Source organism: Collinsella aerofaciens, from assembly GCF_015561195.1.
GTDB classification, from domain to species: domain Bacteria; phylum Actinomycetota; class Coriobacteriia; order Coriobacteriales; family Coriobacteriaceae; genus Collinsella; species Collinsella aerofaciens_AC.
Genome location: NZ_JADMSU010000002.1, coordinates 364,609 through 390,782 on the forward strand (window position 1 = coordinate 364,609; position 26,174 = coordinate 390,782).

Genomic DNA, 26,174 nt, shown 5'->3' on the forward strand with positions numbered 1-26,174 from the left:
ATTGCGCTTTACCACACAAAAGTATTTTCTGCATTGCAAGGGTTTTTGCCCCAAATGGTCGTATTTCTCGGTGGGCGGCATATGCAAGCGAGGGCATTCCGCATAAATGCGAAACACCCCCGTAACAATAGCTCGTCGCGAGCGGGACATGTTAGCGGGTCCGCAGCTCAAAAATCATGCGCTACAGACGCTCGCGAACCGCCTCGACGACGTTGGCCAGATCGACGAGAACCTCGTCATGGCTCTGCATGTCGCGCACCTTGACCTTGCCGGCGGCAAGCTCGTCGCCACCCAGGACCAAGATGAGCTTGGCGCCTACCTTATCGGCCTGCTTAAACTGGGCCTTGAGCGAACGGCCCTGATAGTCGGCCTCGGTCACAATCCCTGCGGCGCGAAGCTGCTGCGTAATGGTAAAGACGTTCTGACGCAGCTCCTTGCCGGCATTGGCGACGTAGACGCACGGGACCTCCTCGGCACCCAGGTCGCTGCCAAAGGCCTGCAGGGCCAGCAGGGCGCGCTCAAAACCGACGGCGAAGCCGACGCCTGCCGTGGGCTTGCCGCCCTCGAGCTCGACGAGGCCATCGTAGCGGCCGCCGCCGCCGATGGAGCCGACGCCGGCGCCAGGGGCCTCGACCTCAAAGACAGTACGGGTGTAGTAGTCCAGGCCGCGCACCAAGGTGGGATCCTCGACATACTCGATACCGGCGGCATCCAGATAGCGCTTGACTTGCTCGTAGTGCTCGCGGCACTCATCGCACAGGTTGTCACCCATCAGCGGAGCCTCGGCCATGATCTCGCGGCAGTGGTCGTTCTTGCAGTCAAAGGCACGCAGCGGGTTGAGCTCGGCGCGCTCGCGGCACTCATCGCACATCTCGTCTGCGTGATCGAGGATAAACTGCTTGACTTGCTCGCGGTAAGTCGGACGGCACTGAGCGTCGCCCATCGAGTTAATGAGCAGACGAAGCTTGGAAAGATCGAAGCCCAGGCGCTTGTAAAACTCCATGAGCATGATGATGCACTCGGCGTCTGCCGCCGGATCGGGAGCGCCGAGCCACTCGATGCCCACCTGGTGGAACTGGCGCAGGCGGCCCTTCTGGGGACGCTCGCCGCGGAACATGGCCTCGGCGTAGTACGCCTTAAACGGCGTGGAGCCCTGGGGCACCAGATTGTTCTCGACGACAGCGCGCACCACGCCGGCCGTGCCCTCGGGGCGAAGCGCCAGGCGCTGCTTGGGCTTGAGTTTGGTGTCGGTGCCCTCGGTAAAGACGCGCTCCAGGTTGGCACCGCTGAACACGCGGAACATTTCCTTGCGCACGACGTCGGTCGACTGGCCGATACCGTGGACAAACACGTCCACCTGCTCGATCGCGGGCGTCTCGATGGGTTTAAAACCAAACGGCTCGAACACGCCGGCCGCAATCTGCTGCATCTTTTGCCAGGCGCGCATCTCGGCGCCGATAAGGTCGCGGGTTCCCTCCGCCTTCTGTGCCTGCATGGGCAAACACCTTTCTTTTGTATCGCGTCATAGCTAACGGTCATTATACGGCACAAATACAAACAGCGGCGGCGCGTCTGACCGAACGAGGGTATGGGGACTCGTTCGGCCAGACGCGCCGCCGCTGTTTGTGATCCCTTTTCCTCCGTCCCCTTCGGATCACGTGATCCCTTGGGGACGGAGGAATAGGGATCATTTCGTAGGCCCGTGGCCGCCTTGGAAACCGAATGATGGTACGAGCATCCATTCGGCTTCCAAGGCGGCCACGGACAGAACGGGACGAACAGAAAAGAGCGACGGACGCCTACTCCCCCGCCACGCTCGCGCGCAGCTTGGCGGCGATGGGCTCGGATACCAGCAGGAACACGAGCATGACCACGGAGCACGCCAAGCACACGATCCAAGTGCTCGCAAAGGAGCCCGTGGCGTCGAACAGCACGCCCGAGACAATGGCGCCCACGGTGCCGCCGACCATCTCGAGCGAGGTGATGGCGCCCGTGACCTTGCCGAGGTCGGCCATGCCAAACTGCTTGGACGCGGCGATGGTAGGCGTGATGGTGCCCATACACGTTCCGATACCAAAGCTCACAGCGGCGACAATAGGACCGAGGTCCGTCGTCGGGAAGCACAGCGCCACGCAGGCGATAATGCACGCAACGGAGCCAAGGATATTGCCAAAGCGCAGGCCAAAGCGGTCATAAATCGCACCGAGCGAAATCTTGGCGATAACGACGGTGACCATATAGGCCGAAAGCACAGTGCCCGCCCACATGGGATCATGACCGCCCGTGACGATCTTGGCGCCGTTGACGGTAACGCTCGTCATGTTGGTGACTTGGTTGGGCAAGATGGCGCCGTTAACGAGACCCATAAAGAGGAAGGCGACGACAAGCAGCCAAAACGCCGGGCTCTTCTTGATGCGAGACCAGCCGACGCTAACCTCGGGCGCCGTGTGCTCGTCCTTGTCGCCAGCCGTCGAGACGGACGGATCGCCCGGGTTCTCGCCGAGCGGCTTAAGGCCGATCTCGGAAGGCTTAGTGCGGAAGGAGTAGGCCATGATGGGCAGTGCCGCCACCATGCAGACGGCAGCGAGTACCAGGAACGCAGAGCGCCAGCCCACACTCACGATAAGCGAGCTCACGATGGGAGGCAGAATAGCGCCGCCAAAGCCCGAGCCCGAAAGTGCGATGGAGATGGCAAGGCCTCGCTTGGCGGTAAACCAGTTGGCGGTCACTAGGCTGATGAGCAGGCGGGTCGAGGCCACAGCGAAGCAGCCCGAAACGGCAAAGAGCACGTAGACCTGCCACAGCTCACCGACAAAGCTCATGCTGGCAAGAACGGCAGAGGTAGCGATAACGGTTAGGGAACCCAAAACGCGACCGCTTACTTTATCGGCAACATGGCCAATGACAAGCGATCCGATAACGCTCACCACGGTAGAGATCGCATTGGAGATGTTGTACTGCGCAAGAGATATTCCCAAGTCGCTGACGATGAGCGGCTGGAACAGGCTCATGCAGTTGACGAAAATCGTGTAGCACGTGGCCATGATCACGAAGCCGGAGGCCACCACGAGCCAGCCGGGGAAGAACTTACGCTGCTGGGGCATACTGCTCCTTATTTAACAAACGAATAGCCTGCGCCGGGCGCCGGTAGTGCCCAAGATTGCCTTGAAAGACAAGGGCATAGGCCTTATGGCCATGCCCGCAGGCTTGAAAGGCAAGGTTGGGTGCTACCGGTGGTCGGCGATATAGCCCAAAGCGACGGCGGTATAAGCCGCAGCACCGAGCGGCAGCTCGGCATCGCTAAAACGTGCCTTGGGATGATGCTGAGCAAAATGCTCGTCCGTATCAGTCACGGCAGCGCCCACGGTAAAGTACGCACTCGGGATCTCGCTCGAGATCAGCGCGAAGTCCTCGCTCGCCATGGCGTGGAACAGCGGCAGGAAGGCGGCCTTGGGCAGCACCACGCCCACGTAGCCAAGCGACGCCTGGGTCATGTCGTCATCGAGTACGAGCGGGGGAACATCCGAAAGCGTCTCGATGGTCGCCGACGTACGATATGTTGCAGCAACGCCGTTAACGACCTCCGCGATGCGGGTCTTGAGGTGCTCCATGAGCTCAACATCGAAGCCGCGCAGCGTTCCCTCGAGCACGCAGGTGTCGGGGATGACGTTGGCCGCCAAGCCGCCAGCAAACTTACCAACGGTCAGTGCGACCTCCTTGGCCGCCGGCACCTCGCGGGCGATAAGCTCCTGGAGCGCCAGGTGCACATGGACGCCGGCCGCGATGGGGTCGATGCAGATCTCGGGGCTCGAGCCATGGCCGCCCTTGCCCTGGAGCGTGATGCGGAAACCGTACACGCCCGAAAGCGCCGGACTGCCGTAGAGCACCAGGCCAAGCGGCGACTGGCTGTTGACATGCATGGCAAAGGCCGCCTGAGGACGCGGGTTCTCGAGCAAGCCGTCGGCGATGGCAGCGCGTGCCCCCTCAAAGGTCTCCTCGCCCGGCTGGAACAGCAGTTTGACGGTGGCATTGGCGTCGACGAACTCGGCCTCGCGGGCCTTGAGCAGGCGAGCCGCACCAAGCAGCGCCGTCGCGTGCATATCGTGACCGCAAGCGTGCATGCAGCCGTTGGTGGATGCAAAGGGCTCGCCGGATTCCTCGGCAACGGGCAGGGCGTCCATGTCGCCACGAAGCATGATGACCGTACCGGCCTGCTCATTCGTGCAGATGCCATTGCCTTGGGCCGCGGCGGCACCGGCGCCGACAAGGCCCACAACGCAGGAACCATCGACGAGCGTAGCAAATGGGATGTCCATCTCGGTCAGGCGCGCTTGGATATACGTAGAGGTCTGCGGGAGGCTATTACCCAGCTCGGGCATCTGATGTAAATCGTGTCGCCACGCAGCGAGCTCGTCTGCAAAAGCCTGAGCTTCTGCAACAAGACCGTCACCGATAGCGGTCTGCGCCGCCGCGGTGGCCTTGGGCGCTGATTGCGGTTGAAGATCGGACAGTGCTGGTGCCATAGATGCCCTCCAGTAACGTTTTTGCAGCAAGCACTTTGATAGCGTAAAGTGCAAGGTACTACTTTAAGGGCGACGCATAAAAAATGCCGCCCCGGGAGGCGGCGCAACAAATTGTTTACAATTGCGGACGCGGCTTTCGACGCAAAAAATCGAAATGCGTCTCGCTCAAGATAATCGAAAGAAAGATGAGCGCGAAGCCGGCGAGCAGGCGCGAGGTGAGCGCCTCCCCCATCAGCAGCACCGAGAACAGCACACCCGAAGGCGACTCCATCGAAAGGAGCAGCGAGCCCGTCGAGGCCGGGACATGCGCCAGGCCGACGTTTTGGATGAGCAGAGCCACACACGTACAGCCCACCGATAGAAACGCCATCACACCGATAAAGCTCGGCGTCCACACGGACAGCGGCGCTTGGGTCTCGAATAACAGCGACGAGATCAGGCTCAGCACGCCGTTGCCCACAAACATCCAAAACGTGATGACGTTGATGTCCATCTTGCGGCCGTACTTGGCGGTCACCGCCATCTGGATGGCAAAGAAGACCGCGCCGCCCAGTGTGATGACATCGCCGACATTGAACTCGACGCTATCGAGCGCCACCAGGCCAATGCCCGCCAGGCACAGCAACGCGGCGCCCAAGTTGTAACGGGTAAGCTTTTCGCCGCTTAGGACGTAGCTCGCAAACGGCACGAGGATGCAATAGGTACCCGTCAAAAATGCACTCTTGCCTGCCGTGGTCTGTGCCAGGCCAATCGTCTGCAAACCGTAGGCACCCCACATGAGCGCGCCCATGCCAAGCCCGACGATTAGGTTGCGGGCATTGAAATGAGCGATGATGCGTTTGTGGAAGATGACGAACATAACCAGCGAAGCCGGAAGGAAGCGAACGTAGAGCAGCTCGAACACCGGAATGGTATCGAGCGCATCCTTCATGGTGGTGAAGGAATAGCCCCAGATGACCGCTATCGAAAGCAGCAAGACCTTCCAGAACAGCGGCGAGCGTGCGCCGGCACCGCGAGAGGCGCCGCCGGCACCCAAGTCTTCGCGGGCCACAGGGCTGTCGGGCAAGTTTTCGATTTCGTTGGCAGCGTATTGGGCCATGGAACGTCCTCACACTCAATCTGGGCGTGGTGTCCGCACGCGTATGGCTGCGTGCCGCCTCATGGTCAAATACAAACAGGGCGCACCGGACCCCCGGTACGCCCCGCTACTGTAGCAACAACCAAGCAGCCCACGCAATTCACTACGCTAAAGCGTCTTGTTCCGCCGTTCTACCGAACGGCGGACCAGTCGACGCTGCGCGAGTCGCATTCACACCAATCTGACGTTCAATTTCGAGGGCGCGACCAGAAGGTCAGCGCCCTCTCATTTCACGTCACCTTGGCGCAAATGCGGCTCGCTCGCTGGCATTAGTACTACATCAGCGTTAACGTTGCCGCACTAAATTAGCTTAGTTGATTCCAGCTTTTCGATGATCCAGTCGTTGGCTTTGATGACCGGGCGGCGGAAGACGACGCCCAGTGCCAGCGACGGAATCAGATAGCTCGCCAGAATGCCCAGCTCAATCCAGTACTCCATATGGTAGGCGCCAGCCATGGCGGCATGCATGGCGTTGATGCCGTGGGTGAACGGCAGGAACGGATAGATCGCCTGGAACACAGGGCCGGTCATCTCGATGGGGAACGTACCGCCCGAACCGCCGACCTGCATAACCAACAGCACGACGGCGAGTGCCTTGCCGATATCGCCAAACGAAACCGTAAGCGTGTAGACGATATTGGAGAACACGAGACTCGCGACCCAGCCCGCCAGCACAAACTGCAGCGGGTTGTCGCATTGGATGCCAAAGAACAGGATGTCGCCCGCGCACACGAGTGTCGCCTGCAGCAGGGCCAGACCGCCAAAGAACAGGTAGCGGCCCAGGTAGATCTCGTGCAGGCGCACGGGGATGAGCTCGTTGATGAGCTCATCGTCAACCGAGACCTTCATCATGGCCGCCAGCACGATCGAGCCGACCCATAGCGACAGAATCGTGTAGAACGGTGCCATGGCCGAACCGTAGTTACGAATCGGATAGACCGGCTTGCGATCGAGCGCGACGGGGCCGGAAAGCGACACGGCCAGACCCTCGGGATCATTGCCGATCATCGTCTTGATCGTAGCGAGGTCATCTGACATCAAGGCACCGTCGAGCTCGTCCTTAAACGCGCTGATCTTGTCCGACGCTTCGCCCAACTGATCGGAAGCCTTGTTGACCAGCTTTGCAGCCTTGGAGAGGCCCTTTGCCAGCGAACCGGATGCGTCGGTCAGGCCGTCTACGGCGCTATCCAGATTGCCCGAGATACCATCGAGCGAGTCCAGGATGCCCGAGACGGTCTTCTTGAGCTCCTTGGCCTTAACCGAGAACGTGGAATCGTAATCGGATTTGGCGCCCGCGATGCCGGCCTTGGCATCGGCGATGGCCTGATCGACCTCGGCACGCGAGTTGTTGACCTCGGCCATGCTATCGGAGAGAGACTTCGCGGTGGCCGCCAGATCCTTGGCATTGCTGCGGTACTCAACGGCGATTCTGCCCAGCGACGTCGCGGCGGACTTGAGGCCGTCCTTCAAATTCTCATCGCTCACCTGGTCGGCAAGGCTGCGGAGCTGATCGGCCATCGCATCGATATCCTTGGCGCGCGCATTAAGAGCCGCAGCGGCATCGTTGAGTTGGGACACCGTAAGGTGGACATGCTGGTCCGCGGTGTCGAACGCCTTCGCGAGCTCGGCAGACACATTGTCGAACGAACCCGCACTTCCATCGATTGCGGCATCGATGGCATCGTTTGCCGCCTTAAGCGCTTCTTTGGAATCATCGATGCCGCTCTTGGCATGCTCCATCAACTGCTTGGTCGACTCATCGACCGTACCCGTCTGCTGGAGCATACCGCTCGCCGACGTCAACGAATCGGACGTAGAGCTCAAAATGCCCGCCAGCGACGAAGCATTAGCCTGAACGTCTTGCAGGTCCCCAATCGAATCGCCGAGCGTCGAGGACAGGTTGGCGATAAAGTTGCTGACCTGGTCGGTGCTCATGTAATCGAGCAGGCTGGACACCGTCTTAAGACCGATGCTCGTAATGGTCTCGGTAAAAGATTCGTTAACCTGGTTCTGAACGGCGCTCGAACCCTTCTCGGTCACGATCTGCGCGATGGCGTTGGCCTTCTGATTCTCGTAAAACTCGATATCGGCATGCTTAACGTCGGTCGAAAAGAGCGTCATCATATCGGCACTAAACGTCTTAGGGATAACGACAGCCGCATAGTATGCGCCCGATTTGACGCCCTCGATGGCCTTTTCTCGATCGTTGAGCACAACCCAGTCGAAGTTCTCGTTGCCGCGCAGGGTGGCGGTCACGTTTTCGCCCACGTTGACCTCGACGGGGATCAGATCGCTCTCGTAACCCTCATCGGTGTTGACCACGGCGATCTTAAGATTGCCGGTGTTGCCGTACGGATCCCAGCTGCCGGCGATGTTAAACCACGCGTACAGGCACGGTACGATAATGAGGCCCATCACGACAACCAAGCCGATTACGGAGCGAGACACGTTTTGGACATCGCGCTTAAACAGATGCAGGATGTTCTTCATTTATGCCTCACCTCCTTTGGAGTGCTTGCCGAGCGGGGCGTTCTTTTCATTCATCACAAACGTGTCATCCCCGTTCTCGGGCACATGGGCCGCATCGCGATGACCACATTGGTTGACAGCCTGAGTCTTGGGTTCAGACCCCCGCTCGCTCGCATTCAAGCCGAACATGCGACGAGCGGCCGGAATGGCGGCCGTGTGCTCGCGCATCTCGCGGCGCAGGTCCTCATCCGAAAGCGCCGAGATGCGCATCTGGGTGTTGAGGCTCGAGCGGATGTACTCGATATTGATAAGCCAGCCGCAGATGGCAATAACCGAGATGATCCAAATGACAAGCAGGATGATCTTGCCGTTATTGTCGATATCGAGAACCGTCGACAGGACAAAGAGCAGGACCTGAACGCCCACCACGGCGGCGAAACCGCCCTTGATGTAGTACGGGTAGCGATGTTCAAAGGCGACCGCATGATCGAGCAGTTCGCGACGGTACGAATCGGAATCGAGCATGACGCGCATGGCCGTGCGCAGCGAGTAGCGCTGGCGCGGCAGGTCATTGGACTCGCAGATCATCATACCGGTCGTGGAAAGCTGTTTATCAAAGAGCAGGTTGAGGTTGAGCAGCAACGGACGCAGCTGCAAGCCAATAAAGAGTGCAATGGCAAGGAATACGCCCAAGATGCACAGGTTGAACAGGTAGTTGAACGAGTACATGCCGCCGACCGTCTCGCGCAGCAGATTGATGCCGTAGGTAAAGGGCAGCAGCGGATGCAGCCATTGGAAGAAGCCGGGCATCATCTCGATGGGATACATGCCCGACGAACCCGGGATCTGCACGATGACAAGAATGACGCCAATCGCCTTGCCGATATGCTTAAACGTGGTGGACAGCGCATAGATGATGTTGACGTACGTAAACGAGATGGCGATGCCACCCAGCACGAACAGCAGCGGGTTGATGCACTGTACGCCAATCACCAGATCGCCCACCGTCACGATGATGGCCTGGAGCGCGCCCAAGATCACCAGGAGCATCCAACGGCCGAAGTAGCCCTGGCGCGCCGTAAAGCTGCCAATGCCCTCGCGATCGACCTCGAGCTTGTAGATGGCGATGAGCACGTAACCGCCCACCCACAGCGCCAGATTGGTGTAGAAAGGAGCAATGCCCGAGCCGAAGCTCTTGACCGGATATATTGACTTTGAGGTCAGCTCGACCGGAGATGCCATGAAGTCTGCAACGTCATTGACATCGACGCCCGTCAGATCAGACAGCTCGCCCATAGACTCGGAGGTCTGCAGCGCCGCGATGTCGTTGGCGGCGGTTGCGAGCTTGTCCTGGACCTTGGCAAGCGAGGCATCGGTCTGGGACAGCGTGGTCTTGGCCTGACCGAGCGTAGCGTTGAGTTGCGAAAGTGTACCACGCGCACTTGCAATAGTAGGCGTAAGGCCAGACACGATGCCCGTCAGATCACCCGAGACGGCGGCAAAGGAATCGAGCGCGCTCGAGGCCTTCGGCAGCGCGTTTTGACCCAGGTCCGTCTGGGCCTGGCCAAGGTTGGTCGCACCGGTCTGAATTGCGTTATTGATAGCGTCGCTGGCGCCCGAGACAGTCGCGGCGTCATTCGCCATGGCGCTCGACTGCGCAGACAGACCGTCCTTGATGCTCTGAAGCTTTTCATTCTGCTCGCGGAGCAAATCGATGGTCGATACAATGCGCGCGTCAATTTCCTTGGAACCTGTCGACGTGTCATTGACGAGAATTTCCAAGTGCCCGATAACGGCCTTATTGTGGTCAATCGTCGCTTGGAGAGACTCAAGCGAGTTGTCGATACGGGTGGTCGTAGATGTGACCGCGCCCGTCAGCTTGCCGATGGCAGCGTTCGCAGAGGCCGACGTCTTGGTGAGCGCAAGGCTGCCTTCCGAGAGCGCCTTGGAGAGCGAGGTGATGGAGTTGCCCGCCGTGGTGCGAGCTTCGCTCAGCAGGTCGTTGCCCTGGGAGATCGCCTGCGTCAGCGACGGTGCCTGGCCTTGCAAGCCGGCAAGTGCCGCATCAGCCGAGGCGATAGCGCCACTCGTCTTATCGATGGCGGCATTCATATCGCCAATCGAATCGCGCACCTCGCCCAAGGTGTCGGACGCCTCGGACACCGAACTTGCCAGCGAGTCCTGAGTCTGGGTTGCCTTGTCCTTTAAATCGACACCGGCATCCTTGGCGATACCGGCAACAGTCTTGCCTACCGTAGAGACAAATTCCGAGTTGATCTGCTCCTCGATGGTGTTTGCACCGGTATCGGTAACCTTGGGCGCAATGGCGCTCTTCTTCTCATTGACGTAGTACGTGAGCTTGGGCTGATGGTAGTTGCCGTCGAGCATCGAAACCAGGTTATCCGAGAAGTTCTTGGGAATCACGATAGCGGCATAGTACTCGCCGCTCTCGACGCCCTCCTTGGCATCGGCCGTCGAGTCGACGAACGTCCAGCCCAACTGATGATTCTCCTTGAGCTGGTCGACCACTTTGTCGCCAGCGTTGAGCTCACCCACCAAGTCGTTTTGGGTGCCTCGATCGTTGTTGGCGATAGCAATCTTGATGCCTTGGGTGTTTCCATACGGATCCCAGTTTGCCACGATGTTATACCAGGCATACAGCGAGGGAATAACGCACACGCCTAGGGTAACCACCAGGGCGACGGGGTTCACAAGCAGTCGCTTAATGTCGCGCTTAAATATCGCAAAGGACACCTTTGCGTTGGATAGTTTGCTGCCGAGACTCACGCTTGGACCATCCATCCTATCGTTTAGCCGAATCATGCTATTAACAACCATTGTACGGAGGCACTTGAGCGTCTCGCGGCACAATGGTGCTGAGTTTTGCGGGTAGCAATATACTACGAAGATGAGTTAGCGTACAGATGTACAGTATCTAAAATTCCCGCAGCTCCCAAAACCACAACCCGCACAAATAAATGATCCCTTGGGGACGGAGGGATCATTCAAAAGGAAACGAGAGTGGAAAATCTCCCACTTCAAGCCCGCATTCGAGCCAAAAGTGGGAGATTATCCACTCTCGTTCTAATCTAGTTACGGTGCCGTATCCCCGAACTACATCAAGTTACAAACAGCTGCCGCGAAGGCTACGGGGTCCTCGGGGAGGATGCCCTCGACGAGCAGGGCCTGGTCGTAGAGCAGGCCGGAGTACTGCTTAATCTTGTCGGCGTCGCCCGCCTTCTGGGCAGCGACGAGCTTGGCGAAGACCGGGTGCTTAGCGTTGAGCTCGAGCACGCGCTGGCTCTTGGGCATACCGTCGGGCGCGCCCTCGGGACCCTTCTGGAGCACCTTCTCCATCTCGAGTGAAAGCGGGCCCTCGGTGGTAATGCAGGCGGGGGCATCGGTCAGGCGCGCGGAGACGGCAACCTTCTCGACCTTGTCGCCGAGCGCCTCCTTCATGGCATTAAAGAGGTCCTCGTTCTCCTTGGTGGCGTCCTCAGCCTCCTTCTTCTCGTCATCGGTTGCCAAGTCAAGGTCGCCGGTCGCGACGTTCTTAAGCTCCAAGTGACGATCCTCGACCTCAGGCTCGGCACCATCGGCAACTGCCTTCTCGGCAGCCTTGCGAGCAGCGTCATCCTCGTAGACCTTGGGCATATCGGCAGCCACATACTCACGCATGGCCTGGAAGGTGAACTCATCCACGTCCTGCGTCAGCAGCAGTACATCGTAGCCGCGGTCGAGCACACCCTTCACGACGGGCATCTTGGCCAGACGCTCGCGCGAATCGCCGGCGGCATAGTAGATTGCCTTCTGGCCCTCGGGCATGCCCTTGGCATACTCGGCAAGGGTGATCATCTTCTGCTCCTTGGCAGACCAGAACAGCAACAGGTCGGCGAGCTCGTCGGCCTTCATGCCGTAGCTCGAGTAGATGCCGTACTTAAGACCGCGACCAAAGTTCTCAAAGAACTTCTCGTATGCCTCGCGGTCGTTGTCGCGCATGTCCTCGAGATCGGCGGTGATCTTCTTCTCGACACGCTTGGCAATGGCCTTGAGCTGACGATTCTGCTGCAGCGTCTCACGCGAAATATTGAGCGTCACGTCGGCAGAGTCCACGACGCCGCGCACAAAGTTGTAGTAGTCGGGCAGCAGGTCGTCGCACTTCTCCATAATCAGCACGTTGGAGCTGTAGAGCGCCAGGCCCTTCTCGTAGTCCTTGCTGTACAGATCGAACGGGGCGCGACCCGGCACAAACAGCAGTGCATCGTACTCAAGCGTGCCCTCGGCATGAAAGCTGATAGTGCGCGCGGGATCGTCAAAGTCGTGGAACGTGGACTTGTAGAACTCGTCGTAATCCTTCTGCTCAACGTCAGAGCTGCGCTTTTTCCAGATCGGCGTCATGGAGTTGATGGTCTCGAGCTCCTGGTAGTCCTCGTACTCGGGCTTGTAATCCTCCGGCGCGTCCTCGGGCTTGGGTTTCTGGCGACTCTTGCTCACCATCATCTGAATCGGGTAGCGCACATAGTTGCTGTACTGCTGAATCAGGCTCTTGAGGCCCCACTCGGTCAGGAAGCGATCGTAGGTCTCGGCCTCGCCGTCGGCGTCGAGCTTCTCGTTCTCGCGCAGCGTCAGGATGACGTCGGTACCGTGCTCAGCACGCTCGCCATCCTCGATGGTGTAGCCCTCAAGACCGTCGGACTCCCAAACGTGGGCGGTATCCTCGCCATAAGCGCGGCTGACGACCCTCACGTGGCTGGCAACCATAAAGGCGGAGTAGAAACCCACGCCAAACTGACCGATGATGTCGACATCGGAGCCCTGCTGCTCGGCGTTCTCGGTCTTAAACTCCTCGGAGCCGGAATGGGCGATGGTGCCCAGGTTGCGCTCGAGCTCCTCGGCGGTCATGCCGATACCGTTATCCGAAATAGTGATGGTACGGGCGTCTTTATCAAAAGAGACGCGAATAGCCAGGTCGCCCTGGTCGAGCTTGACGCTCGGGTCCTGCAGGCTCTTAAAGTTGAGCTTGTCGACGGCGTCGCTCGCGTTAGAGATAAGCTCGCGCAGGAAGATTTCCTTATTGGTGTAGATGGAGTTGATCATGAGGTCGAGCAGTTTTTTGCTCTCGGTCTTAAATTGACGCATGTGCAGTCCTTTCGCGCTACCCCCGTCCGCAAAAACGGCCCGGTTGCCCGAGCCGCATTGCAGACCTGCTATGTTCAGACTTAGATTTTATAACCCATTAGCGCGCATATATACATACGGAATCGAAAAACTGTATGTCCAAACGCTCTGATGCGCCAATTGCCGAGGAGTGTCCCCGACTGCCGGCGGGAAAGGAACGTCCCTATCTGCCATCTACACGCTTGGCCATCCAAGCATGGGGCTGGCCCTCGTCTTCGTAGTCCACCGGGGCAATCTGCGCGTAGCCCGCCTTGGCATAGAGCGGCAGCACGTATTCCTGCGCATGCAGCTTAATGAGCCTGGCGCCGGCATCACGCGCGCACGTATCACTGGCCTCGACAATCTTGCTCGCCAGACCGCGACGGCGCATGCTCGGCAGCACAGCCACGCGCCCCATAATGTAGGTCTCCCCCGCCGCGACGCCTTCGTCCAAGTCGCACGCCGGCGACACCGGAGCCTCTGCGTCAGCCGCGCGCTCAAGCTCTTCGGGAAACACGCGCGAGCAACCGGCAAGTTCGCCGTCTACATAGAGCGTCACATGAATGCAGTTCGGATCCTCGTCGATAGCGTCAAACTCATTCTCGTAGCCCTGCTCGTCCATAAAAACGACGCGGCGCACCAACGCCGCGTCATCAAAGCATCCCGTCTTAAGTTGGATATCCATGGCTGCCCTTTCATTCAATGCGAACGTTAGGGACAGATTTTAGCGAAAATGAGCTCCGCGCACGCTAAACTTCACGCGAGCCTTCGCCAGGCAGTCGTAATGACCCACGTTATGGGCATCGCTCGCGATGAAGCTGTACAGGTTCTGATCGAACAGGCGCTGTGCCGGCTTTTTCTCGCGACCAAAGCGACCGCCAGCAATAAAGTCCGCCGAAGCCTGCAGCTTGCAGCCCATATCGACCAGGCGCTCCGCCACGCTTACATCCTTTTGAACCGCACGATAGCGCTCAGGATGAGCGATGATCACCTGGTAGCCACGGCACTGCAAATCGTAAATCGTGTTCTCGTACTCTCTAAACGCATACGCATCGGCATGCGTCGAAAGCTCGAGCAGAAACTCGTTGGTCCCATCGAAATGCAAGTGCTCCGCGGCATCGATACCAAGCTCAACGAGCTTTCGATGGTTGACCTCGAAGCCCATCTGGAGCGGAAAACCGTCAGCGTTATCGCGCAGCAGCTCAAAGGCATCCCACATCTTGTCGTAATCAAAATAGGGATCACGGCAGTGAGGAGTGCAAACGATTCTGGTTACACCGGCCCGCTTGGCAGCCTCGAGCATCGCCAAGCTCTCTTCGAGATCGGCGGCGCCGTCGTCTACACCCGGCAAGATATGGCAATGAATGTCACGCATAGGTCAGCCTTAATCAACTAAACGTTTGCTCGGTTGGTGAAGATGCCCTTTTTGGAAGTGCCCTGATCGTCGGAGCCCTTCTTAACCTTCTTACCGTCCTTGGTGTAGTAAGAATAGTAGTACTCGCTGGTCTCGGTCTCGCAGTAATTCATGACGGTACCGATGAGCTTGACCTTCTCGGACTTCTTAAGCTGACCGATGGCGTTGAGCGCCTCTTCGCGCCTGGTAAAGTCCTCGCGCACCACGAACAGCGTGCCGTCGGTCAGGCTAGCAATCTCGGCAGCATCGATGAAGGTGCCGACCGGAGGAGCATCGAAGATGACGTACTGGAACTTGGCGGACAGTGCCTTTACCAGCTTGGCAAAGCGATGGGAGACGATGATGTCGGCAGGATTGGGAATGTGCGGCTCGGCATCGAGGAAGTAGAAGTTCTTCTGACCCGTCTCGACAATTGCCTGGTCAATGGAGATCTGCTCGGAAAGGACCGCATAGAGTCCGCCGCGCGAACGAACGCCGAGCATATCGGAAAGGGACCTGCGGCGCATATCGGCCTCGACCAGGAGCACGGACTTGCCGCTCGTGGCGATTGCCTGAGCAAGGTTAATGGAAACCGTAGACTTGCCCTCGTTGGGAATCGAGGAGGTAACGGTGATGGTGCGAATGGGGTCATCCACGCTCGCAAAGCGGATGTTGGCCAGAAGGGTCTTGGCGGCATTCTGTACAACGAGCTTATCGGTGTTCTTTGCCTTAGCCATGCCTATTTACCACCTTTCATAGCCGGAATTCGGCCAACAACGGGAATACCCAGGAGCTCTTCTGCCTCTTCGGCACCGCGGATGCGGGTATTGAGCATGTCTGCCAAAACGACATAGGCAACTGCGATAAAGATACCGGCGAGGAACGCGACGGCAATATACAGCGTGCGCTTGGGGCCGCTGGGGGCTTCGGGGGTCTTAGCCTCGTCGATAACGTTGATGCTCTGGGCAGCGCCGACGTTCTGAGCGACCGTACTCACCGAGCTGGCAATGGCCTTTGCGACCTCAGCCGTCTCCTTGGCATCGGTGCCGGTAACCGAAAGCGTAATGACACGCGTGGTGGTCTCGGAGGAAACAGACACCTTGTAGTCATCCAGATCGGTGAGGCCCAGTTCTTTGGCGGCGCCGCTCTTAACGCTATCGCTATCCAGCAGCGTGGCGATATCGTTGGAAAGCATCTGGCTCGCCGAGAGATCGTTGTAGCTCATCTGACCGCTATCGTCGGTCTTGGCGAGAATGTACATGCTCGTCGTCGCGGTATAGGTGTTGTCCATCGCAATGAAGGACACGATGCCCATGGCGATCGCGCAGACCACCGGAAGGGTGATGACCAGCTTGAGGTGCTTCTTCAGCAGCTGGAACAGTTCGAGAAGGGTCATGCAGCTTGCCTTTCATTTCCCCAGTTCGGATTGACAAAACTGTCCGTATGTTATCGCATCTTTTTACCGAGACCAAACTCTATACATAAGAAACAGGCTCTCCTGTAAAAATGTCGGAAGCAATCGTAAAATTGCACAACAACGCCGCACCCGAAAGTCAAATGCGGCGTCTACATCAATATCTATGTTGTATCGCTATGCGAATGGCTCGTCCTGCTGTATGGGAAACGTCACCGTAATGGTGGTTCCCACGCCCAACTCGCTCGACAGATCGAGCGTGGCGTGATGATACAGGGCCGCATGCTTGACAATGGCAAGCCCCAGGCCGGTTCCGCCGCGTGCCTTGGACCTACTCTTGTCCACGCGATAGAACCGCTCAAATACCTTGCCCTGTTCTTCAGGCGCGATACCGATTCCCGTGTCGGCGACAGCGAGGAACGGATGGCCTTCGTCGTTGGTGCCGCACTGCAGCGTAACCGTACCGCCGGGCCGATTGTAGCGGATGGCGTTGCTTGCCAGATTATAGATGAGCTCGTCGACCAAGCGCGACACGCCTTCGATGACCACAGGCTTGGTCTCATGACTTATCGTCACATTCGCCTGACGGGCAACCTGTTCAAGACGCTGCTCAACCGCATAGATGGCCCGCGAGAGCTCAATAGGCTCCGTGGACCCAATGGGCACTGCCTCGCCTTCAGTTGCACGTTCGGCCTCGTCCAAGTTAGACAGCGTAAGGATGTCGTTGACAAGCGCTGCCAAGCGGCCCGCCTCACGATAGATGCGACCGCCAAAGTTGCGCAGGTCGTCCTCGCCCTCGACCATGCCATTTGCGATGAGCTCGGCATAGCCCGAAATCGCCGTAAGCGGCGTCTTGAGCTCATGGGTGATATTCGCCGTGAACTCGCGGCGCATACGGTCGTTGTCCGCTAGCACCGCCATTTGGCGCTTGAGTTCCTGGCGCTGCGACTCGATACGCTCAAGCATGGGGACCATCTCGGCATAGGCGTGCTCATAGCTACGGCGTGGGTGATCCAAATCCACCTCTTGCAACGGCGCGATGATGGCACGGGACTCACGGCGCGCCATAAAAAACGAGAGTACTGCACCCGCCGCTGCGATAAGCAGCATCGGCGCCAGCATCGACAGCAAAATCGCCGCAACGCCAGGCTGGGCCTGCGCCAAGCGAACGACCTGGCCGTTATCAAGGGTGACGGCGCGATACAGCATAATCTCGTCGAGTGTAGAGCTTGCGCGCTCCGCGGAACCCGAACCACTCTCAAAGGCCTCGATGACCTCGGGGCGATCGCCATGGTTGGGCAGTGTGGAAGGCGACGCCTCGTTGTCGTAGGCAACCGATCCATCCTTGTTAATCAGCGTGATGCGAAGATCCTCGCGATCGAGGCTTCGCAAGAACGGAATGGGCTCCTGCTGCTCGTCGAGGGCGGCAGCAATGAGCTCGGTTTCCTGCGCCAGATTGGCACTCGTGGCATCCGCCAAAGTGTTTTGCATAAAGAACGCACCCAGCACCGTAAACGCCACGATAACCGCCATGGCGCAGACAAAGATCGTCACAAAAACGCGGTGCGACAGCGTATGTTTTCCCTGGGGGGCGAAGACCACGGGCTACTCCTCCGATGCGGTGGCCGCGGTGGCGTCGCCTTCGGCACCATCACCGGCAGAAGGCTCGGCCAGGCGATAACCCACGCCACGCACGGTCTCGATGGCGCTGGCATGCTCGCCCAGTTTTTGGCGAAGCGTCTGCACGTGCACGTCGACGGTGCGCGAACCGCCGTCGAAGTCCCAGCCCCACACGCTCTGCAGCAACGACTCGCGGGTAAAGACCACGCCGGGCTTGCGCATGAGGTACTCGAGCAGGTCGAACTCGCGCAGGGTGAGCTTAAGCGGCTCGCCGGCAACGGTCACCTCGCGATGGCTGGGCGAGAGTACGATGTCGCCCACGCTGAGTACATCGCTCGCCTGCTTGACCATGCCGCCGCGACGCAGTAGTGCGCGGCAGCGGCTCGCAAGCTCCATGAGCGAAAACGGCTTAGTCAGGTAATCGTCGGCACCGCCATCGAGCGCCATCACCTTGTCGAGCTCGGTGTCCTTGGCGGTAAGCATCATGATGGGCACCGTCGCCGTCATGCGATCGGCACGCAGACGACGCATAATTGCCAAGCCATCGGTATCGGGCAGCATGATATCGAGCAGCACAGCATCGGGCACCCGTCGCGCCACGGCAGCTTTAAACTCGCCATCGCACGAAAAGCCCTCGGCCTCGATTCCCTGCTTGCGCAGCGCGTAGACCGTCAAATCCCTGATGTTGTCATCGTCCTCGACGTAATAGATCATGTTGAACCCCTTTGCGGCCGGTATGACCGCATCTTAACCCTAAAGGCACCTGCAAAAGACAGCGTCAGCCAAAACGCCCCGTCAAATAATCCGCTGTGCGCGGATCGATCGGATTCTTGAAGAGCTGCGCGGTGGGCGCGTGCTCCACCAGCTCACCCAGCAAAAAGAACGCGACCGAATCGGAAATACGCGCGGCCTGCTGCATGTTGTGCGTCACGACCACCAGCGTGCAGGTCTCCTTGAGCTCGCAGGCAAGCTGCTCCACCACCAACGTCGACACAGGGTCGAGTGCCGAGGTCGGCTCGTCCATCAGCAGAATGTCGGGCTGCACGGCAAGTGCGCGGGCGATGCACAGGCGCTGCTGCTGTCCACCCGAAAGACCCAAGCCCGACTCCTTGAGCTTGTCCTTGACCTCGTCCCACAGGGCAGCGCGACGAAGGGAGTCCTCGACCAGCTCATCGAGCACGGCGCGATCGCGCACACCCATACCGCGCGGACCGTAGGCGACGTTGTCGTAGATGCTCATGGGAAACGGGTTGGGGCGCTGGAACACCATACCCACGCGCTGGCGCAAACGGCAGATGTCGTAATCGCCCAGGATATCTTGACCATCGAGCGCAATCTCGCCCTCGATGCGACAATCCTTGATGCCGTCGTTCATGCGGTTAAAGCAGCGCAGCAACGTGGACTTTCCGCAGCCCGAAGGCCCGATGAACGAGGTAATCTGCTTGTCGCGGATCTTGATATTCACGTCCTTGAGCGCATGGTGGTCGCCATAGAACAGGTCGAGGCCCTCGACGTCGATGCGCGTCGGCGAGGCGGCAAGATCCTCTGCCGTGGGGCGAGTCGCATCCCCAACCTCGCGCTCATGCGCGGCCTCGGCCTGCGCTTCCATGAGTTCTTCAAGCTCCGTGGGCTCCACAGCCGCAGCAGCCGTCATACCGCACACCTCCATATCGATATCAATTCAGCAGTATCGATAGTAGGAATCGCGGCTCATACGCACGTGAGCACATTGTCAAGTGTTTGTAAGGGCACGCTGGCTATGCGGCGGACAGCTCGATGGTGAATATCGTGTGTTCGGGCGTCGATTCACATGCAACGGTACCGCCGTGTGCCGCGATGATCTCCTTGGCAATAGCAAGGCCCAGGCCGGCACCACCGCGATTGGTCGCACGCGCCGCATCCAGGCGATAGAACTTCTCAAAGATCACCTTGAGCTTAGCCGCAGGGATAGGATCGCCCTGATTGATAAAGCGCACGCGCACGCCGCCGTCGTCCCGGCGTCTGGCCTCAATCGTGATAGTCGAGCCCTCATAGCTATAGGCGACGGCGTTTTTCATGATGTTGTTGAACACGCGGGCCATCTTGTCGCCATCCACGAGCACCGTCAGGTCCTCGCGAATATCAACTTGGGCTTCCTTATGCTGCTCGTTGAGGATGGGGTAGAACTCGTCAGCTACCTGAGCCAGCAGCAACCCCAGATCAACATAGCCGCGCGTGAGCACGATATCGTGGAAGTCAAAGCGCGTGATATCGAAGAACTCTTCGATGAGCGCATCGAGCCGGTGCGCCTTGTCGAGCGCCACGCCCGTAAAGTGCGCACGTTGCTCAACCGGCAGCTCAGGAGCCTCTTGCAGCAGCGAAAGATAGCCCACCACACTGGCAAGCGGGGTGCGTAGGTCATGTGCCAAGTATGTGACCAGATCGTCCTTGCGATGCGACTCGTCACGCAGAGATTGCCGCACCTTGCGCTCACGGTCACGCACGCGGTTAAGGGCGCCCTCGACCTCCAAGAAGTCGCCGTCAATGTTGTCCCAGGTGTTGGGGTGATCGATCAGGCGATCTTGAATACGAGCGGCCAGCACACAATCGGCATGCTGCTCGCCCCGCTCGTAGCCCTGGTAGTACAGAGCACGGCCGCAAAAGAACAGCACGCACACGGCAAGCGCCAGCACAAAGCCAAGCATGTTGAATACAAAGCCGGCATCGAACAGCACCGGCCCTTCGATGCCGCCGAGCGCCATGGCGCCAATCGCCAACGTCATGGCCCACGCGGCACCGCCAATCACCACGCAACGGCGCACGATTTCGAATCGATCGATCAGCAAAAAGCCGACAAGCAGCACCGCTAAGATTCCGGCGATGTTGTCGATGCCAATCAGCAGCAGGCTCAGCAAAAAGAGCAGCACCGTCGCAAGCGCGCGGTTGTCGACGACTGCCCGTACGTATTCAAAGAGTCGATCGGGCACCTCGAATGCCTGCCTATCGTCTTTTGTCATATCCACTTCCCCACCATCAAAGGCGCTATTCGATTATGTAGCCGACGCCCCAGACGTTTTTGATAAAGCGCGGCTTTTGAGCGTCGTCGCCAATCTTTTCGCGCAGGTGGCGAATGTGCACCATCACCGTATTGTTGGAGCCGGGCATAAAATCCTCGTTCCACACCGCGCGGAACAGATCCTCCACGGCTACCACGCTGCCGCGATGCTCAACCAGATACAGCAAGATGGAATACTCGATGGGCGTGAGGCGCACCGGTGCACCGTCCACCGTTACGGAACGAGCATCGCGGTTGATCTCCAGGCCGTCGAGCTGGATGGTCGGCGACTCGGCCGCCTGCGAGCGGCTACCGTAGCTGGTGTAGCGGCGAAGCTGAGCGTGCACACGCGCGATGAGCTCCAGCGGACGGAACGGCTTAACCACGTAATCGTCCGCGCCAAGCGAAAGGCCCTCGATCTTGTCTTGCTGGGCATCGCGCGCCGTCAGCATGATCACGGGATAGGTATGGCTGGAACGGATCGTACGCAGTAGCTCAAAGCCATCGATATCGGGCAGCATGACATCCAACAGTGCCAGATCGAACTCCTGCTCCAGGATTGCCTTGGCAGCATCAGCCCCGCTATAGGCAATCTGGACATCAAAGCCCTCTTTTGTAAGGTAGATACCAACCAAGTCGGCGATGGCCTTCTCGTCATCAACTACCAAAATGCGCTCGTTCATGCGTGCTCCTCTCGCGCTCCATTATGCCCGAGGCGACGCACGCCACACACAACAAGCGTGGGTGATTAAGTCGGCCTTAAGCACCCTTGTGCCCGTTCGGGCGCGGATGTGGGCCACGCACGCACGCGATGATCGCCGACACCGGCAAACGATATACTCTAGTTTCAGAAGAGACCATCCCGTCGAAAGCGAAATCTGTGAAGTCCCTCACCTCTTTTGCAAAGCGCTCAGCCCGGCTTGCCGCCGGCTTTGTCTGCGCTATCGCCCTTGCCGCTGGCGTGCCCACCGTCGCCGGCGCCCAAGTGCTCACGACCGACAATGTTTGCGGCAAAACCGCCGATGCGCGCGGCATCACGGCCGAAAACCTGCCCGATATCGATGCGACCAATGCCCTCGTCATGGGCAAAGACGGCACCGTCTACTATGCCCGCGGCGCCGATGAGCAGGTCAAGATTGCCTCGATCACCAAGGTCATGACCGCAATCCTAACCGTCGAGAATTGCAAGATGGACGAGAAGGTCACGGTGAGCAACGCCGCAGCCACCGTGGGCAATTCAACAGCCGGCCTACTCGAAGGCGACGAGCTCACCGTGAAGCAGGCACTGCGCGGCCTGATGATTCCCTCGGGCAACGACGCCGCCATCGTGCTCGCCGAATATGTGGGCAAGAAGATCGACCCTAAGACCAAAGACGCCGAGGCAACATTTGTGAAAGCCATGAACGAGCGCGCTAAGAAGCTCGGTTGCACCGGCACGCTTTTTGAAAACCCGCATGGTCTGGACTTTGATGAGTGGGCTGGCGATATGCACTCAACCGCACACGACGTAGCGCTGATGATGCAGGAGGCCATGAAAAACGACACGATCCGCGAGGTCGTAGCGAGCGAAGATTCCTGGATCGAGGTCACGGGCGCCGACGGCACCGACCATTCGCATTCCATGGACACGCATAACTATTTGCTAGGCCAAGATGGCAACATCGGTGGCAAGACCGGCACCACCGATGATGCAGGCTATTGCTTTACGGGTGCCTACAACCGCGATAGCGACGAGATCTACACCGTCGTTTTGAACTCCACCACCACCGACCAGCGCTTTACCGATACCGCAACCCTAGCCAATTGGTACTACGGTCACAAGGTGACGGTCGCAATCGCCAACACGCAGGAAAAGACCGCCAACGGCAACCCGCTTATGGCGCGCATTGGCCAAACCGACTGGACGGATAAGACGATCGACGCCACGCTCGCCGATCCTACGGCGCAAGCGACCGTGTTTTCCCTTGCCGGCGAGGTGACCGAAAAGGTTAGCTACGACGATCTTTCGGGCACGGTGCATGTGGGCGACAAGGTGGGCAGCGTTACGCTCAAGCAGGATGGCACCAAGATCGCCGTCATGGACCTGGTTGCCGACGAGGAAGGCGCAGGGCCGAATCCCATTGAGTGGCTACTCGTGAAGCTCGATCGCTTGGGCCGCCGCATCGACAACCGCCCGCTCACGGCAGAAAGCGAGACCGTCGCCAAGGCGCCCGAGGTGTAGTGCGCAAGAATAATAAGCCCACTGAAAGGAGGCGTCCGAAAGGATGCCTCCTTTTTTGAGGTTCGAATCCCCAGCCGCCATTCTTGATAATAAAAAGGGCCCCAAATGGGACCCTTCTTCAAATTCGTACTGGCGGAGAGCTGGGGATTCGAACCCCAGATGCCCTTTTGGGGCATACTCGCTTAGCAGGCGAGCACCTTCGGCCTCTCGGTCAGCTCTCCGTAACAGCCGTTCTATAGTAACCAAACAGCCAAGGATGGGCAAGAGGAAATTTTCTAATTGCCTAGCAGCCTTTCCTTCTTGAAAGCTTCGCCTACCCCAGCGAGCGGTTGAGGGAGCCGAGTTCATCGTTGCCCATGGTACGCCACATTTGGAAGATGCAACCGCGTGCCAGGAAAAAGAAGCCGCTGTCGACCAGTTGCACAGCGGCATCTGCCAGCTGATTCGTCACGGCGGACACTGGCGGCAGCTCGAGTCCAGCCTTGTGGATGGTCTCGACCGCTTCCTCGAACGTCGGAGGCTCGCTGACGCCCATCTCGTTCATAAGGCCCTGCATTTCTTCCAGCGCGCTGCTGCCCGACTCCTCGCCGCGCGGCACCAGCCGGTAACAAGCCAGCGCCAGGTCGAGCTGATCGCAATTCCAATAGGCAAACGCCAAGCGATAGAACAGGTAGCCGATTGCAGAACGATCGCTGGCAATACGTAGGCCGTGGCGCGCCACCTCGATAATCTCGTCAAAGCGCTCCAGACGCGCAAGCACGTTGATGAGCGCAAAGTGCGACTGCATGGACGAGCGCGCCAGATCGTAAAGATGGCGCACCTCGGGCAGTGCTCGTTCAAAGTCCTCTTGCTCGGCGTAAAAGCTGCAGATCTCATGCTGGGCAAAGTACAGCGCATCGGGCGCACGAAGGATTCGCACAGAGCGGTCTTCTTCCAACACCGGTAGCACCATGCGCACCAGCTGGTTATCGCAAAACTGCGTTTGGACCGAACCTGTCGCCAAAAGCTCGGCGACGGTGCACTTAGCCTCCAACTCCTCAACAAGACGGGAAAAGCCTTCAAAAGCACCTGTACGGTCGACTTTTGCCTGCTCGCGCAATTCAACAACACGGGCCACGTATGGGTCGTCGTCCTCTTCCATGACCTCCAGCTCGTCAGCCGTATCGGCAAGCAGCAGATCGCGCAGCGCCGGCGGCAGCATGCGATGGTCATCACGCGGACGAGCATGAACCTCCGCCGGTTCAATCGTCTCCGGAGCGGTTGACTCATACGCCTCAAGCACACGCTTGCACGGCATATCGTCCATGTCCATGCTCTCAAGATCCTTGGCGACAGGCACGCAATCGGCCAGATAGGCCGCGCGCCCAAAGAAATACGTTGCGACAACGCGCTCGCCCTGCTCACTGTCGGGAGCAGCAATCTGCACATAGCAGCGCGTGATGCAGGTGCCCGCGGCAAAACACGCTGCCGCAAGCGTGAGTGCCACGCGCGCATCGTGCTCCGCGGCCCAGATCGCGCGCGTGTCCTCGTCCAACTCGCGCCAGGCGTCATCTTGAGCGTCGTATTCACGTTGTGGCATAGCATCAACGACAGACTGCCCAAACCGAACGAGCATGATCCCCTCGGCAACGTTTGCCCGATAGGTATAGTCGAGCCGCGTGACCACGTTAAGTGCCTCGACAATACGCGCGAAGCGGGTACGCACATCCCACTCACCGCCCGGCTGGCAAGCCACCGTACCCGGTTTGCCCCACGGGTTATCGCTCGAGGCCGTATCGAGCAGTCGGGGAACATCGTTGGTCGTCTTGGCGATATGCCACGCATCAAAGAGCGCGCAGCCCTCAAGGCTCGGCGAGGATGCCGCAGGGACCAATCCGGCCCCGATGTGCTCAAGGATGCCGGAGAGACGGTTAAGACGGCACTCGATGGCAAGCAGCATGTCAATCTCGTCCTGGCCCAGCAGGCTGCGATCAAAATTGAGATAGAAAAGCTTTGAGCGATCGATGCGAGCCAGGCTCATCTCGGACTTAGCGGCGATGGTGCGCAAGCGGGGCAAGTCAATTTCACTCATAAGGGCGGCGGCATAGCGCTCGATACCGCTCGGATTCTCGGCATGGTCAACGCGGTAGAGCAGCGTCTCGATAGCGTCAGGTAGCGGTGCCGTGTTAAAGCCCAAAAACACCTCGACCGGCTCGGGCAACTTTACGAGCTTGATCTTGTCGACAACGTTTTGCATACCCTCGTCGAGTCCGTCGGCGTCCGCCGTGCTCGCAATGGTATTTTCGGAGTCAGCGAATATCACGTAGCGCAGGAACATCGATGCCATGAACTCACCGTAAGGAAGGGAGCGGGTCGAATTCCATGTCTCGTGATCGGACTGTTGGCGCATGGGACCTTCGGGAGAGCCGACGGTTCGCGCGCACGCGCGCATCGTGCCGTTTGCTCCCCTCACCATAATCTCACCAATACCGGAGTCCGACTCGTCAAGGACCAGTTCCATGTCGGGATCGTTGGGCAGCGGAGCCTCGCTGACGGGGCGGTCCACCTTGTACACCTCACCCGAAACGCTTACGTAGCCCAAAAGCGACACATGGCTTTTGCCAACGAATTCGACGACATAACAAGATTCATGCTGATCCTCGCCAAAGAGTTTCCAGACCACGCCATATGAGCGTCCCGCAGGCTGCTCGGGCATCGCCGGAAAGCGCTTCTTGGGATCGAGAAACCTGAGCTTGTATGTCGGACGCTCTGCCACGAAATATCACCCTGATCGGTCGCTTGAGAAGGAGTGGTCGCGAATAAGTCGCGACATCTACTCGGAATCTTACACGAGTCGATAGAAATAATCCGCTTGACGCCCGGGCCTCGACCGAGGTTCGAATCCATGGTCGGTTTCCGAAAAAGAAAAACCCCCGTTGCCGGAGGCTTTAAGCTCAATTGGTGCGGCGTATAGGATTCCGCGCATCCGCTGCGCGGATCCGCACCGGCTTCGCCCGCCTGCCGGCGTGCTCGCCCGCGGGCTAAAAACGCTCCGCGTTTTCTTTACGCCCGCGCCTCGACCGAGGTTCGAATCAATGCGGTGTTTACGTAAAAGAAAAGCCCCCGTTACCGGGAGCTTAAATCTCAAATGGTGCGGCGTATAGGATTCGAACCTATGACGTTCTGATTCGTAGTCAGACCCTCTATCCAGCTGAGGTAACGCCGC

18 protein-coding genes and 2 tRNA genes are annotated in these 26,174 nt (G+C 58.9%); 1 reads left to right on the forward strand and 19 read right to left on the reverse strand.

Features of this window, described 5'->3' with window-relative positions; genetic code table 11:
- Positions 1–181 precede the first annotated feature (181 nt).
- From hisS to I2H81_RS04025, 16 genes are all read right to left on the reverse strand, one after another.
- Positions 182–1,495 carry a histidine--tRNA ligase gene (hisS, locus tag I2H81_RS03950; RefSeq protein ID WP_195644628.1) on the reverse strand — a complete coding sequence of 438 codons (1,314 nt, stop codon included), beginning with the start codon at positions 1,493–1,495 and terminating at the stop codon, positions 182–184.
- A 304-nt stretch (positions 1,496–1,799) separates the two neighbouring features.
- Entirely contained in the window at positions 1,800–3,104 is a 1,305-nt protein-coding gene (locus I2H81_RS03955; RefSeq protein WP_195644629.1) for an MFS transporter, read from the reverse strand.
- 123 nt (positions 3,105–3,227) lie between these two features.
- A complete protein-coding gene (locus I2H81_RS03960) occupies positions 3,228–4,523 on the reverse strand; it encodes a M20 family metallopeptidase (RefSeq protein ID WP_195644630.1) in 1,296 nt (431 codons plus the stop codon).
- Between the two features lie 115 nt (positions 4,524–4,638).
- On the reverse strand, positions 4,639–5,622 hold the full coding sequence (locus tag I2H81_RS03965) for a DMT family transporter (RefSeq protein ID WP_195362011.1): 984 nt from the start codon (positions 5,620–5,622) through the stop codon (positions 4,639–4,641).
- A 339-nt stretch (positions 5,623–5,961) separates the two neighbouring features.
- Positions 5,962–8,151, reverse strand: coding sequence for a YhgE/Pip domain-containing protein (locus I2H81_RS03970; RefSeq protein ID WP_195644631.1), 2,190 nt, complete (start codon positions 8,149–8,151; stop codon positions 5,962–5,964).
- Positions 8,152–10,917, reverse strand: a complete 2,766-nt coding sequence (locus tag I2H81_RS03975) for a YhgE/Pip domain-containing protein (protein WP_271817458.1) — start codon at positions 10,915–10,917, stop codon at positions 8,152–8,154.
- Positions 10,918–11,244: 327 nt separating this feature from the next.
- Positions 11,245–13,269 carry a molecular chaperone HtpG gene (gene htpG, locus I2H81_RS03980; protein ID WP_195644632.1) on the reverse strand — a complete coding sequence of 675 codons (2,025 nt, stop codon included), beginning with the start codon at positions 13,267–13,269 and terminating at the stop codon, positions 11,245–11,247.
- Between the two features lie 202 nt (positions 13,270–13,471).
- Entirely contained in the window at positions 13,472–13,972 is a 501-nt protein-coding gene (locus I2H81_RS03985) for a GNAT family N-acetyltransferase (protein ID WP_195644633.1), read from the reverse strand.
- A gap of 39 nt (positions 13,973–14,011) precedes the next feature.
- On the reverse strand, positions 14,012–14,662 hold the full coding sequence (locus I2H81_RS03990) for a tyrosine-protein phosphatase (RefSeq protein ID WP_195644634.1): 651 nt from the start codon (positions 14,660–14,662) through the stop codon (positions 14,012–14,014).
- A gap of 17 nt (positions 14,663–14,679) precedes the next feature.
- On the reverse strand, positions 14,680–15,417 hold the full coding sequence (locus I2H81_RS03995; RefSeq protein ID WP_195644635.1) for a CpsD/CapB family tyrosine-protein kinase: 738 nt from the start codon (positions 15,415–15,417) through the stop codon (positions 14,680–14,682).
- Positions 15,418–15,419: 2 nt separating this feature from the next.
- Positions 15,420–16,076, reverse strand: coding sequence for a YveK family protein (locus I2H81_RS04000; protein WP_195644636.1), 657 nt, complete (start codon positions 16,074–16,076; stop codon positions 15,420–15,422).
- A 195-nt stretch (positions 16,077–16,271) separates the two neighbouring features.
- Positions 16,272–17,696, reverse strand: a complete 1,425-nt coding sequence (locus tag I2H81_RS04005; protein ID WP_271817459.1) for a sensor histidine kinase — start codon at positions 17,694–17,696, stop codon at positions 16,272–16,274.
- A 3-nt stretch (positions 17,697–17,699) separates the two neighbouring features.
- A complete protein-coding gene (locus I2H81_RS04010; protein WP_195644637.1) occupies positions 17,700–18,428 on the reverse strand; it encodes a response regulator transcription factor in 729 nt (242 codons plus the stop codon).
- Between the two features lie 64 nt (positions 18,429–18,492).
- Positions 18,493–19,368 carry a phosphate ABC transporter ATP-binding protein PstB gene (pstB, locus tag I2H81_RS04015; RefSeq protein ID WP_229108042.1) on the reverse strand — a complete coding sequence of 292 codons (876 nt, stop codon included), beginning with the start codon at positions 19,366–19,368 and terminating at the stop codon, positions 18,493–18,495.
- A 103-nt stretch (positions 19,369–19,471) separates the two neighbouring features.
- Complete coding sequence (locus tag I2H81_RS04020; protein WP_117765446.1) at positions 19,472–20,710, reverse strand: sensor histidine kinase; 1,239 nt, start codon at positions 20,708–20,710, stop codon at positions 19,472–19,474.
- A gap of 25 nt (positions 20,711–20,735) precedes the next feature.
- A complete protein-coding gene (locus I2H81_RS04025) occupies positions 20,736–21,431 on the reverse strand; it encodes a response regulator transcription factor (RefSeq protein ID WP_117655503.1) in 696 nt (231 codons plus the stop codon).
- Between the two features lie 197 nt (positions 21,432–21,628).
- On the opposite strand from I2H81_RS04025, the gene I2H81_RS04030 reads away from it, so the two are divergent.
- Positions 21,629–22,969, forward strand: coding sequence for a D-alanyl-D-alanine carboxypeptidase family protein (locus I2H81_RS04030; RefSeq protein ID WP_195644638.1), 1,341 nt, complete (start codon positions 21,629–21,631; stop codon positions 22,967–22,969).
- 130 nt (positions 22,970–23,099) lie between these two features.
- Here I2H81_RS04030 and I2H81_RS04035 read toward each other — a convergent pair.
- The 3 genes from I2H81_RS04035 to I2H81_RS04045 all read right to left on the reverse strand — a co-directional run bounded on the left by I2H81_RS04035 (position 23,100) and on the right by I2H81_RS04045 (position 26,174).
- Positions 23,100–23,190, reverse strand: a tRNA-Ser gene (locus I2H81_RS04035).
- A 92-nt stretch (positions 23,191–23,282) separates the two neighbouring features.
- On the reverse strand, positions 23,283–25,724 hold the full coding sequence (locus I2H81_RS04040) for a tetratricopeptide repeat protein (protein WP_195644639.1): 2,442 nt from the start codon (positions 25,722–25,724) through the stop codon (positions 23,283–23,285).
- Between the two features lie 373 nt (positions 25,725–26,097).
- Positions 26,098–26,174, reverse strand: a tRNA-Arg gene (locus tag I2H81_RS04045).